Raw genomic sequence first — 13,639 nt, forward strand, 5'->3', positions numbered from 1 at the left:
ATGACGCGGATGATCGCTAGCGACCTTATCAAGACCTTTTCTACGATGCTTCTGGCCAGAGCGAATCGTCCCTGACGCTAAAACACAGTGCGATACCCATGCCAATTAGATCCATCAATCGACCCCGTCGCCGACTCCGCTTCGAATCTTTGGAAAAGCGAGCCTTGTTAGCCGCGACGCTCGAGCCGGTGGTGTCCGAATCGACCGACAATGAGATCGCGGCGATCATCGCCCCGATGATGGATGATGCCGAGATGCATCACGAATCGCTTTCTAGTCGGTACGTGGCGAATCACCACGACCCCTTCTTGCCCGATTTTTCGCAGCTCCCGGCCATCAACGGTCGCCACGTTTGGCATTCGACCGCCGCAGGTGATTGGCAAACCGCCTTTGCCGCTGCGGGGCCCGAGGATGTCGTCGTCATTGAGCATGCGATCGATTTCGATGGTGCCGCGGATGTGCATTCTATCGTCATCCGTGATGGTGGCATGCTAAGGTTCGATATTGCTGGCGACCAGTCGTTGCGGGTGGTCAATTTGCAGGTGTTGTCGGGCGGCGCGTTACAGATCGGAACCGAGGCGGCGCCGCACCAGGGCACGGCTGAGGTCGTGTTCAAGGATGTGCCGTTCGACTTGGCGGTCGACCCCGGTCAGTATGGCCACGGTCTGATCGCCTTGGGCACCGTGACGATGCACGGCAGGACGTTGGCTCAGACCTTCGCCACGCTCGATGGCGAGATCATCGCGGGTGAGGACTCCTTGGCCGTCGACGGCAAGGTGACCGATTGGTCTCCGGGCGATCGATTGCTGATCCCCGACAGTCGGCAGCTTTTTTACACGGCGAATGTCGCGACGGGTTTAGATCGTTACGAGTCACTCACCGTCGCGGCGATCGAAGCGGGCCAAGTGCGGTTACAGCAAGGGGCTCAGTTCGACCATTTAGGGGCTCGTAACGCTTCCGGCGAACTGGTCTTTTCGCCGCATGTCGCCAACCTGTCACGGAACGTCGTCTTGCGGTCGGAAAACCCAACCGGAGTCCGCGGTCACACGATGTTGATCGGCCGGGCAGAGATCGATATCCGCTACGTTGAGTTCCGTGATTTGGGTCGGACGACGAACGATCCGCTGAACAACACGTTGTTTGATGACGACGGTCATGCCTACCAGATCGGTACGAACCAGGAATCGCGATATCCGATCCACATGCACCATCTGGTCGGCCCGATTGCGACGCCGGAGAGCGGGCATCAGTACACGATTCTAGGCAACGCCGTCCATTCGAGCGTTGCAAATTCGAAGTGGGGGATCACGATCCACGGTTCGCACTACGGATTGATCGACCAGAATGTCGTTTACAACTTCGCGGGGGCGGGAATCGTCACCGAGGACGGCAGCGAGAGCTTTAATACGATTTCGAACAACTTCATTAGCCGAATTTCAGGAACCCGAGGGCGAGGCAAGTTTACCGATGGTCGCGAAGGCTCGGGAATTTGGCTGATGCGGCCGAACAATGAGTTGTACGGTAATGTGGTTAGCGGAGCCACGAAAGCAGCCTACGCAATTTACGGTGGTAATAATACTCCCGCGCCATCCGTTCGGGTCCCGGCCTATCAAGGTGCCGATCCGCATCACGATTTTAACCTTGTCGCGCCACAGGCGATGCACCTTTTGAAGTTCGATGAAAACGTCGGGTACGCCAGTCACATGGGCATCGAGTTGTGGTATCTGGGATACGAGAGTTACTATAATCCGACCCAGTTGACAATCGCCGATTCGGTTATCAGTGACTCATCGCTGTGGCATATCAACCATACGGGTATCTTTGGCCAGCAAGCCAATCAGTTAAAGGTCAGGTCGACCGTGATATTGGGTGATCGGTCGATGATGTCTGGTTATAACTACCCGACCGGGTTCCAGGTCGCCCGGGTGAATAAGTCCGAACTGAAAGACATCGTAATCGAAAACTATCGCGTTGGTATCGTTGCCCCGACCCGAACCGGTCCGCTGGGGACGAGCACTCCGATACAGCAGGTAACACCTTTTTTAGTAGACAGAGCTATTCTGGCAAATCGAACCAATGTGTCTGTAAAGACGCCCAGCGAGGATACTTCAGCAAGTCTGCCACCTCGGTACGTACTGTTAAGGGACATCGAGTTTAACTCCACCGATTCGGGTTTAACTGACTCTCAGAATATTGCGATGGCTTATCGAGACGGTCGCTTTACCAATGTGGTTCAGTTGGATGTCATCGAAGTTGAAAATTACGGCGGTGTCCCCGGAAACAATTATCGTGTCTTTTACGAGCAGCAGTCGCCCGACTTCCTTGTTCCGGAAACGGGTGCGAATTCGCATTTGGGTCCTAATTCTCCGATCGGTGCTCCGATCGGTGGATTAACGAATGCTCAAGCATGGGAACAGTTGGGGATCGCCGTGGCGGGGGCCATCGCTCCGGGCGGCGTCAATAGTGAGGCGAGAGTTCCGGTGCCGGGAATTCGTGGCCTTGCGTTCCCGCTCGAGGATCACCTGTTGCCGCCTCTGGTAGCGGGCGTTGATTCTGGAAGGCGAGATGAAAGCGAATGGGTCACGGAGGAACACCGATTGCAGCTTTACGGACGGGCTCGCCCCGGAGCGGAGGTCTCAGTTGCCATCGGTGGTGAGACGCTCGGTATCACCGTTGCCAATAACTTAGGGGAATGGCGATTCGATTACAGCGATGTAGAATTGCCTCGCGGCAGTTACGTATTCACCGCCCAATCACATTCCGGGAACGCATCCTCGGCCGCTTCCGATCCGCTAACGGTCCATGTTTTTAATCGTCCGCCCCTGTTTGCCGATGTTGAATTGGAGATCGTCGAGAATGCGGCGGTCGGCACGGTCGTGGGAAGCGTCGGTGTCAGCGATCCTGACATCGGTGATCGTGTCAGCTTGCGGATTATTGGCGGCGATCCGAATGGGCGATTTGCCTTCGATCAGGTCACGGGTGACATGACCGTTGCCGCTAGTCTTGACGGCGGTACTTATCGCGGCGAGCATCGGCTTCAAATCGTTGCCACGGATCGAGCTGGCTTGACGGCAGCGCGTGAAGTATTGGTTACCGTGACTCCTCGTGTATCCGGCGACTGGATCGAGGTGCTGTCCTATCCGGCGTTCCCTAGCTTGTCAGCAGAAGAGATTCAATACCTGACGCCGGCCCAAATTGCATCGATATCGACTCGGGACGCTTTCTTGAGTATACCTGCTTCCTCACGAGTGGCGTTGACGCCATCGCAGGTTCAGGCATTGAATATGTCTCCGAGCGGGATGGTGGACGGCTTGACATTCGAGCAAAGGAGCATGCTGACAGATTCGCAAGTCGCGTCCCTGGGTGGAGGTAGATATGGGCATCTTGAATTTGCCAAGTTACCAGCCGATCGAATTGTCGCGTTAACGCAGATGCAATTATCGTCAATTCCTGATGCCTACGGGTTTTCAAAGATTCCCGCCATGGTACGGGCGGCGTTGCTGCCAGAGCAGGTTCGCGGCTTAAATATCGCATATCACGGGATGATTCGTGCGTTGACGCCGGATCAGGTTTTACAGCTTACTGATGAGCAGTTGCAGTCGATAGCCACGGGGGGTTACGGACTCATGGACTTGGCGCGCGTGCCCGCCTCGAGGATAACAGCCATTTTGCCTAGCCAGATTTCGGCATTGACGTCCGCCTATGCACTAATCCAGATTCCTGCGGAGACGCGAGCGGCGTTAACCCCTGAGCAGGTCCGTGCGCTGGACATCGCCCCCAGCGGGATGATTCGTGCGTTGACGCCGAATCAGGTTTTGGAACTCACTGATGAGCAGTTGCAGTCGATCGTCACAGGTGGTTACGGATTCATGGATTTGGCGAGCGTGCCCGCCTCGAGGATAACAGCCATTTTGCCTAGCCAGATTTCGGCATTGACGTCCGCCTATGCACTAATCCAGATTCCTGCGGAGGCGCGAGCGGCGTTAACCCCTGAGCAGGTCCGTGCGCTGGACATCGCCCCCAGCGGGATGATTCGTGCGTTGACGCCGAATCAGGTTTTGGAACTCAATGATGAGCAACTGCGGTCGATCAGATCGGGGGGGTATGGATTCATGGATTTGGCGCATGTGCCCGCCTCGAGGATAAGCGTTATTTTACCTAGTCAGATTTCGGCATTGGACTCGACGTATGCGTTTATGCAGTTGCCCTCCGCAGCGCGGCGAGCAATGACAACCGAGCAAGTATCCGCATTGAATACGTCGTATGCTGGAATGCTGCAGGGATTGACGTCTGAGCAGATCGGGATGCTTACCGACGGTCAGATTACGTCGCTTCACTTCCAGGATTTTCGGCGATTGTTGCCGACGCAGATTTTGAATTTGACTGAGGGCCAGTTATTGTCGATCCCGTCGCGTTGGGATTTCGACCGATTGCCGCTGGAGTCGCGACTGACACTCGCGGATGCCGGAATTGTCTGGGTAGATGATATCGGTATTCAATTCGGTGTGTTTTAAACAACCCTCGACCGCTATGCACAGCTGAAGGATCTTTCAGCATAACCAAATTAGCCAAAACCGCAGTCACGTTCGGTTCGTAAAGGTAGGAGCATGATTTTGAAATTCGTATTGTTTTTTTGGGTATTGCTTGCCTGTATCAATCCGACTGACGTTGCGGCGCAAACAACAGTCGCGGAAAAAGAGGCGGAGAAGTTCGCTAGTTCGGATACGAAGAAGGCAACCGAGTCAGCTGAGCGTGAGTCCTTCGTTTTGAAGTTGCGTCTTGCGAGACTGCGTGCGGAAACATTCGGACGCAACCATCCCCAATACGAGCAAGCTCAAAAATATGTTCGTGACCTCGAGAGCCAATTGCAGATCGCTTCGGAGCCTCCGGTCCAATCAGCGGAGCCGATCGATGCCTCGACTAACCGTGTGACTTCGAAATTTGCCGCGACAAAGCCAAAACAAGATGTAAAGATCGCCAAGTCGGTGGTGACTTCGGATTCTTTTCAAATAGTGGGCGGCTGGCAATTGCCGTCTCAAGGAGCGGGCGGAAAAGGGCTGGGGTATTCCCGCGGCGGTTTGTACGTAGAACATGGTGTAGGTAGCGAAAGATCGCTGTTCACTTTCGGGCATCAACAAAGTAGCGAATGTCACGTACTGGAGGTGTCACTGAAGGAGATTGGGACTGACACGAATGACAGGCTGGCTTGGCCGGTGGCGAAACCAATTAAACTGTTAAAGGGGTCGCACACAATCGCAGACAATAATCCCTACAGTCTTTGCAGACCAAATCCAGGGGGCGCGTTTTTGACGACTGGCCGCGTCTATTATGCGACCGATCCTGGAAATTGGATCGGGCCGTGGATGAATTGGTTTGACGAAACAAATAATATGACCACTCCGATGGCTGTTGAATCTCACGTCAATAGGCGTCAAGTCTTTGGCGGGGGATTCTGTGAAATTCCTTCTTGGTACGCAAAGCAATTTCTTGAAGGCCGAAAGTTTGGTGTCGGATTTGGGGGGTATCGATCAGGGCAGGGAAGTTCGCCAGGGCCGACTTTTTTTGCCGCAGATTGGCCGACCGATCAGGCCAAAAAACTCAATAATTGTGTTGAACTACTCAGTTTTCAGTGGGGCGGTGGGAAGGACCGACGTGAAGAGCGACCAGCCGACTACACCAAGCCGCTATGGGGACCGGCTGTTGAGAATGGGATCGGCTGGTGGCAGGGAGATGAAGTCATCGCCGGTCCCGTTTGGGTCGATACCCCAGACGTGACTGGGCTCTGCTACTGGTCCGTTCAGGGACTTGGAGCTCTCAATTATAACCTGCAAACCACAGTAGCCAGTCGCGAACGCCGGGTACGGCTTTACGTGTATGATCCCGCTGATTTAGCGCAGGTGGCTCGTGGAGAGGTTCGCCCATATCAAGTCCGAGGCAGCTATTTTGAGTGGGATTTGCCATTTGATGACGGTCCGAATGCGTCTCGCTGGCCGATCGGTGCCTATTGGGACGCCGACGATCAACTGCTGTATATCTCCTACCAAAACAGTGGCGGTGGTCAATTTGAGATTCCGCCTGCGGTAGTCGTCTATCGGATCGGTTCTCAATAGTAGAATGGTTCAAAGTATTAAGTGTCTGACGACATACTACTTAAACTTCATCGTATTATTCATGCGTCAAAAAACGATGATTTCAAGGGTGGGAGCAATGGCAGGGTGAGCGCATTTAAATTTTTTACATTCGATCGCTTCGGCGAATCTGCCATTAAGACCGTGTTGACATTGAGTATCAAGCTATAACGTCCTGCTGTGGCCATAGGGGGTGGCGTCGCCGATCTGGGACTCATATGGTCGAATACGCGGAGCGAAGCGAATTTTGGCGCGCAGGGATCAGCATTACGGGGGCAACTATTTGGCGATAAGATCCAACGCCGTTTTTTGATGCATGTCGGAAAAATAGGGATGGTGCACCGGCTTCATTTAAATTACTTTATCGGACGTCGGATCGTAGTCTGGGGCGTCTCCATTTTGCGCGCCGAAATTTGGTGCCGATTCATTGGGCTGCAGGGAATGAAGCTCAGAAAACGCCACCGATGCATTCCGGAAAAAAATTGTCAATTGCCTGATGCATGAATCAACAGTAAATCAAAAAAGATTCGAAAAAGACCCTCTTATCCGTGTTGGCGTTTCGACACGTCACGGGATGGCGGATGAGATTGCGGCCTGTCCTCCCGACGGCGTTGAGTACTGCTTTCCCACTCCCACGCGAACACGTCACCGGTTCATTCGCAGTCCGATCAAAAGTTACTTGATGGAGTTTGCTGACACTCGCGAATTTGATGTGCTGGAAGCTGTCCTTAGTCCGGTGATCACATCGGCACCTTGGGTTTGTTCTCTTGATTGTTTCGAGGCCGCACTCGCATTCGGCTTTTTGACCTTTCCGCTACCACGCGTCACGAGAGTTGGGTATGTAAATCGCTTGTTTCGTAGAAACAATTGCAAAAAACTATTGTTTTGGAGTCAGGCGGCACGCGAAACCCTTTATGGCTACGGAGGCGTAACTGACCCCGTGGTGATCGACAAAGCAACAGTCGTCTATCCAGCAATCCGACAAGTTTCGGAAGATTTCATCCGATATACTGACGACCAAGTGAAACTGCTTTTCAGTGGCGACTTCTTTCGCAAAGGTGGGGCGAACGTTGTCGATGTGTTCGAGTCGCTTCAGCAGGAGTATCCAGGCATCACGCTCCGTATTTGCTGCGATGAGAAGATTGATTTTCGATCCAGAAATCGCGAACTGAAGGAAGAGTATCTGACTCGAATTCGCAAGAATCAGTCCATTCAATTTGGACGGGTCTCACGCCAACGGATGCTCGGTGAAGTTTTGCCGGAGACGGATGTCTACCTCTTGCCGACTTATAACGAAGCCTTTGGATTCGCAATCCTCGAAGCGATGGCTTATGGAATCCCCGTCGTCGCCACCAATCATTTTGCCATTCCTGAAATTATCGATTCCGAAAGCGACAGCTTCTTGATCGATATCAGCGATTTCGACACAAAAAATATGTTTCGCGGCTACGCGGTTGATGCAATTCCCCTGCCATTTCGCAACCACGTTAACGATCAGCTGAAGGCTTACTTAAGAAGGCTGATCGAATCCTCGGCGCTGCGGCGGACGGTTGGCGCTGCCGCTCTCGAGAAAGTTCGATCGAAGTTCGGTTTTGGATCCCGGAACGAGACGATGTCCGTTATCTACCGTGAAGCAGTTTGTTGAATAGGAGACTCATTTCATGTTACCGCTATGGCGTCTGACTACCGCGCGAAGGAAGGTTTTTGAAGCACTTGGAAGTGACCGATTTTCGTGTCCCGCATACGGAGGAATACATGAATTGCTCATGCAGCATCTAAAATCGCCTGGTTTTAATGTTGAGGCCGGGGGAGTCGATGGTTTCTTCGAAAGTAGCAGTTATTATCTGGAACGGTTTCAGGGCTAGAAGGGAATTCTTATTGAACCTGTTCCAGAAATGTTCAGGCGTATCCGCACAAACAGAAGGAACGCGATTTCAATCAACTGTGCGTTGGTGTCCGAGGACTACGGTGAGAAGACAGTCGCGATAACACCAGCCCACGCGATGTCACGCATCTGCTCTGCGGAATCGGATCCGGACGAGGTGACAATTGATGTTCCCGCGCGGACTCTCACGTCCATTTTGGATGAAGTCAATCCGCCTCAAGTGGACCTGCTTTCTCTTGACGTCGACGGCTTTGAGTATGAAGTGTTACGAGGTCTTGACCTTGACCGGTGGAAGCCTGGACTCATTATCGTCGAATGCTTGACCGAAGAGTCTCGTGCGGTCATTCATGGAATCTTGAGCTGTGCCTATGACATGATTGCACAACCAACGTTTCGGGATTATGTTTATCGCGCCCGATCCATAGCATGACCGCTGTTCAACGTTGACTTAGACACGGACAATCGACACAAAATTTAATGGCACTCTGAACCCAACACGATAACCCTTGTTTTCTTACCCAATCCATTTGACTCACCATCATGCCGCAAATCAATCGCGTCACGCGTTGGTACGAGTAAGTGTTCCCTTTCCGCTTGCTAGCGTCTGCGATCGGTCGGAAGTCGGGGTCCGTAGCGAAGAAGGGGCGATCCAAAGTTCGAAAGTTCAAGTTCTAAGCTGTTGGCCTGATGATTCCATCCGTTGGTGTCTCGTCGAGTTTGAATGGCATTTCGACGCAAGCTATGCTATCATCGCGGATGATGATGCAACTCAGCAGGAAACTACGTCGAATCCGCCGGTGCATTGCGAAGCGGATTCCATTGGTGATTTGAAGATCGCGGATCAAGTCGCGTTGGCGGGTGTGAATTGTGAATTTCAACTTCGGCACGACGGCGTTGATTATCGTGGCGTTGTCTCCTCGCCTTCCCAGGTCGTCGGCGGGCCGATCCGCTGGACCCAGCAGTGGCAAGTCAATTTTCGAGCCGACAGCGAAGTATCACGTCTGGCGGGGCAGCTTACTGCGAGCGTCTACGCCTCGTTTCCGGTCTTAAAATTCGAGTTCCAAGTTCGAAATCCACAGCCGATGGATCACCCCGGCGGCAACTGGGATCTGGGGGCAAACGGCTCAATCCTGATCGATGATCTTTCCGTCAATTTTGTTCCAGAGTGTGAATCCGCGATCCATCGACTATCGGCAGAATTCGAAGATACGGGCCGGATCGTTGACGCGCAGCAGAAGGTGACGGTCTTCCAAGCATCCAGCGGAGGTGACAACTGGAATAGTGCAAACCATCTCGATCGAGGCGGCCGAGTGCCGCTCGAATTCTGCGGCTATAAGGTGTTTGCCGATGCCGATACTCACTCAGGCTTACGTGCCCAGCCGATTGTTCGCATGAGTGGTGATGCGGTGGAATACTCGATTGCCTATCGTGACTTCTGGCAGAACTTTCCTTCTGCGCTTTCCACCGATAGAAATGAATTGCGTATCGGACTGCTTCCGGCTGAGGCAACAGGTGGCCATGAGCTACAAGGAGGCGAGCAGAAGACGTTCGAGTTTGGCTTTGAGATGAAACCGGTTGATGCAGTGTCATCAATTTCGGCAGTCTTGAATCCGCCCATGGTTCGTCTCGCTCCTGACGTTCACGCCGAGGCCAACGCCGTGCCCTACTTGTTGGCTCGCAGCGAACAGAGCGACTCGCGATATGAGGCCCTGGTCGATTTGGCGATCGAGGGTGACGATTCGTTTTTTGCCAAACGCGAGAAAATCGACCAGTACGGCTGGCGGAATTTTGGTGACATCTACGGTGACCACGAAGCGGTCTACCACAAAGGCGAATCGCTAATGATCTCGCACTACAATAACCAATATGACTGCACGCTTGGCTTTGCGATTCAATTCTTGCGTTCTGGCGACTCTCGCTGGTTCGATCTGATGACGGCGATGGCCGACCACGCCTGGGACATTGACACCTATCATACGGAGCAGGATAAATTGCTCTACAATGGTGGCCTGTTCTGGCACACCTATCATTACGCCGATGCTCATACTGCAACGCATCGAAGTTATCCGAAGCGACTTCGGGTTAGCCAATCGTTTGACGATGGTCAGGACTTAGAGGAGCTGGGAGAGACTGGCGAGCAACTCAGTAAGAACTACGCGATCGGTGGCGGGCCTGCGGCGTCGCATAACTACAACACCGGCTGGATGCTGGCCTACTGGTTGACTGGCAAGCAGCGTTACAGGGAAGCCGCGATCAATGCCGCTGATTACGTGCTGCGGATCGAAGATGGTAATCAGACACCGTTTAAGTGGCTTTGCCGGAGTGACACAGGCTATTCGACTTGTAGCAGTGATGGTTACTACGGCCCAGGCCGAGCTTCCGGGAATTCAACTCATGCACTGTTGACAGGACACGAATTGACGGCTGACCGAAAGTATCTTGATCGCGCCGCTCTGCTAATGCGGCGCACTGTGCATCCAAAACAAGACCTCAAATCACTCGATTTGCTCAACGCCGAGCTGCGCTGGTTCTATACGATGTACCTGCAAGCACTCGGCCGCTACGTTGATTACAAAATGACGCTTGGTGAATTGGATGCTGATTTTCGATACGGCGTCGCGACGCTGCGTCACTATGCACGATGGATGGCCAGAAACGAACGACCGATATTGTCCGATTCAGAGAAACTGCAGTACCCGACGGAAACATGGGCTGCGCAAGATATGCGAAAATGGCACGTTCTGGAACATGCCGCTCGCTATGAATCCGATGATGATGAACGCAAACGCATGTGGGAAAAAGCCGACTATTTTTTCAATTATGTGGTCGACTATTTGACTGATTCGCCGACTAAGTCGCTATGTCGACCCGTTGTGTTGTTGCTAAATTTTGGTTGGCAACGAGAGTGGTTGTTGGAACATCGTGACGAACCGGCGTTCATCGAAAAAATTGATGACGAGTTTGGCGAACCACAATCCTTTGTGCCGCAGCGGACAATCGCTTTGCATCGATTCAAGCGACTGGTTGTACTGGGAGCCGCAGCGGTGGTCAGTATGGTTGTACTGTTGATCATGTTTTTCATTCTTTAATCCGCCCTCCGTAGCGGAACTCGCAGAGAGTTTCGACGGAATTTGTAGCGGAAGTCGCTGGGACTTTCGTGTCAAGCAGAACCACGTAGCGGAAGTCGCAGAGACTTTCGAACCGAGCAATCGAAGCTCAACCGATAATGAAGACCATTCAGTGAGCCATCCATTCTAATCGTCGATGACGAAACTCTCTGCGACTTCCGCTACTTATGAATAATCGTTTACTTGTTTTCTCGGACGATTGGGGTCGGCACCCATCGAGTTGCCAGCACCTGATTGGGCAGCTGTTGCCAAATGCTCAGACGACTTGGGTCAATACGATCGGAATGCGGCCTCCACGCTTTGATACCGTCACCCTTCGACGTGGATTTGAAAAGTTATCCGGTTGGGTCAAGCCAGCAAGCAAAAGGTCCGAAGCGATTCCACGACCGCTGCCAGATGGCCTGACAGTGATCGATGCCAAGATGTGGCCTTGGATGTCGCATCGTTGGGACCGCTGGCTTAACGCTCGTCTACTGATTTCACAATTGCACGACATAGCGGAGGGTGCGATTGCGGTCACAACGATTCCCATTGTTGCCGACTTGGTGGGCAAGCTACCGGTCGATCGCTGGATTTATTATTGTGTCGACGATTTTTCTGTTTGGCCGGGACTGGACGGACAAGCCATGGGTAAAATGGAATCCGAAATGCTGCCGCAGATCGACCGGATTATTGCAGCGAGTGATACATTAGCCGCCGGGATCGCCGATCGTGGGCATCACGCCGAGGTATTGACTCACGGCGTGGATCTCGATTTTTGGCAATCCGATTCTGGTTGTAAGCTAGAAATCCTTGATGGTTTGCCGCGACCGATCGCTCTGTTTTGGGGGGTGATCGATCGACGGATGAATGCGGACTGGCTGCTAGCTTTGGCCAACCGGATCGATCATGGGAAAATCGTGCTAGTGGGCCCTCTGCAGGATCCTGATCCTCGACTCGCCAACCACCCGAACATTTTGATGACTGGCCCCATGCCATTCGAAAGCTTGCCAAGCGTCGCTCGACAAGCGGCGGCGTTGATCATGCCCTATGCTGATTTGCCAGTCACTCGTGCGATGCAGCCACTCAAATTCAAAGAATACTTGGCCACGATGCGGCCGGTCGTGGCGTCGTCTCTACCCGCTGTCCATAACTACAGTGACTGCATCGAGATGGTCAGCACGAACGACGAGTTCGTTGCCAAGACGATGGCGTTCATGCAAGGCGACGTGGATGCCAAGTCGCCATTCGCAGATAGAATTCAAAAACGTCTGGCGACGGAGAGTTGGAAAGCGAAGGCAGCGACGTTTCAAGAAATGTTGTCATCATCACGGTTCATAAAATGACATCCCATCGATTGGACATCCCATTCCACCCTCCGGCCTCGAAAGACGTGGTGCTACACACGCGCGTCGTTTCGGATACCGGCGGCGGTCCCGAGAAGACAATCTTGCTATCGAGTCCGTTTCTGGCGGATTCAAATTACGCGTTGGCTGCAGCTTACATGCATCCGCCGGACGATCCCGGCTTTGAAGTCATTCGCCAGCGAGCTGTGAATTGGAATAGCCCACTCATCAGCATTCCCGATCGCGGTGCCACCGATGTCCGAGTCCTTCGTGACCTACTTCGGCTATGTAAGCAATTCAATGTCAAGATTTGGCATGCCCACGACTACAAGTCAAACCTCTTCGGATTACTACTCCGTCCGTTTCACCGGATGAAGTTGGTCACAACCGTTCATGGTTGGGTGGTGCAAACCTCGAAAACTCCCTTGTATTACAAAGTAGATAAACTCTGTCTTCCGCGGTATCAGCATGTTATTTGTGTTTCAGATGATTTGTTGGACGAAGTGGCGAAGTTAAAGATTCGTTCCGATCGGTTGACGTACATTCCCAATGCGATTGATGAGCTGTCGTTTAGTCGGCAAGGACCATCGTCAGCCGCAGCGATGCGTCGGCAGCGGGCGGTTCCCAACGACCGTGTCTTGGTCGGAGCGAGTGGTCGATTGATGCCAGAGAAATCGTTTGATCTGCTGATTCGTGCGACCAAAACCCTGCTAAACGAGGGGCATCCAGTCGAACTATGGATCGCAGGCGAAGGATCGGCAAGGCAAGACTTAGAACGATTGATCGTTGAGTTGGATTTAGCCGACCATGTTAAACTGCTTGGATTCTGGTCGGACACCAAAGCGTTCTATGAATCGCTTGACCTATTCGTGCTATCGAGCCAACGCGAAGGGCTGCCGAATGTGATTTTAGAAGCCGCTGCGATGGGCGTCCCGATTGTCTCGACTCGGGTTGCAGGGGTGCCCAAAATGCTGACCGACGATCACGACGGCCTGCTTTGTGACATTGGGAATCAAAAGGGGCTCACCGATGCAATGCGTCGACTGGTCTGCGATCCAGTGAAGCGATCACAGATGGCCATCGCTGCACGAAAACTCGTAGAAGAACAATACAGTTTTCGCAAACGGATGGATCGAATTCAAACCATCTATGAGCGACTGCTCGGTAGGTGAC

At 53.0% G+C, this 13,639-nt stretch carries 7 protein-coding genes; all 7 read left to right on the top strand.

What is annotated here, in order from left to right:
* Positions 1-98: 98 nt before the first annotated feature.
* The 7 genes from Q31b_RS08985 to Q31b_RS09015 all read left to right on the top strand — a co-directional run bounded on the left by Q31b_RS08985 (position 99) and on the right by Q31b_RS09015 (position 13,638).
* Entirely contained in the window at positions 99-4,514 is a 4,416-nt protein-coding gene (locus tag Q31b_RS08985) for a cadherin domain-containing protein (RefSeq protein ID WP_146599313.1), read from the top strand.
* A 93-nt stretch (positions 4,515-4,607) separates the two neighbouring features.
* Complete coding sequence (locus Q31b_RS08990) at positions 4,608-6,110, top strand: hypothetical protein (protein WP_146599314.1); 1,503 nt, start codon at positions 4,608-4,610, stop codon at positions 6,108-6,110.
* A 514-nt stretch (positions 6,111-6,624) separates the two neighbouring features.
* Complete coding sequence (locus Q31b_RS08995; RefSeq protein ID WP_146599315.1) at positions 6,625-7,773, top strand: glycosyltransferase family 4 protein; 1,149 nt, start codon at positions 6,625-6,627, stop codon at positions 7,771-7,773.
* Between the two features lie 232 nt (positions 7,774-8,005).
* Positions 8,006-8,443, top strand: coding sequence for an FkbM family methyltransferase (locus tag Q31b_RS09000; RefSeq protein WP_261343847.1), 438 nt, complete (start codon positions 8,006-8,008; stop codon positions 8,441-8,443).
* Positions 8,444-8,519: 76 nt separating this feature from the next.
* The gene (locus Q31b_RS09005; protein ID WP_146599317.1) at positions 8,520-11,102 is read left to right on the top strand and encodes a hypothetical protein; all 2,583 of its coding nucleotides are present in this window, start codon (positions 8,520-8,522) and stop codon (positions 11,100-11,102) included.
* 206 nt (positions 11,103-11,308) lie between these two features.
* Positions 11,309-12,466, top strand: coding sequence for a glycosyltransferase (locus Q31b_RS09010; RefSeq protein ID WP_146599318.1), 1,158 nt, complete (start codon positions 11,309-11,311; stop codon positions 12,464-12,466).
* Positions 12,463-13,638 (top strand): glycosyltransferase family 4 protein, encoded by a 1,176-nt coding sequence (locus Q31b_RS09015; protein ID WP_146599319.1) that lies wholly within the window; start codon positions 12,463-12,465, stop codon positions 13,636-13,638. The genes Q31b_RS09010 and Q31b_RS09015 overlap by 4 nt, the downstream gene beginning before the upstream one ends.
* Position 13,639 lies beyond the last annotated feature (1 nt).

This window comes from Novipirellula aureliae, from assembly GCF_007860185.1.
In the GTDB taxonomy this organism is placed as follows: domain Bacteria; phylum Planctomycetota; class Planctomycetia; order Pirellulales; family Pirellulaceae; genus Novipirellula_A; species Novipirellula_A aureliae.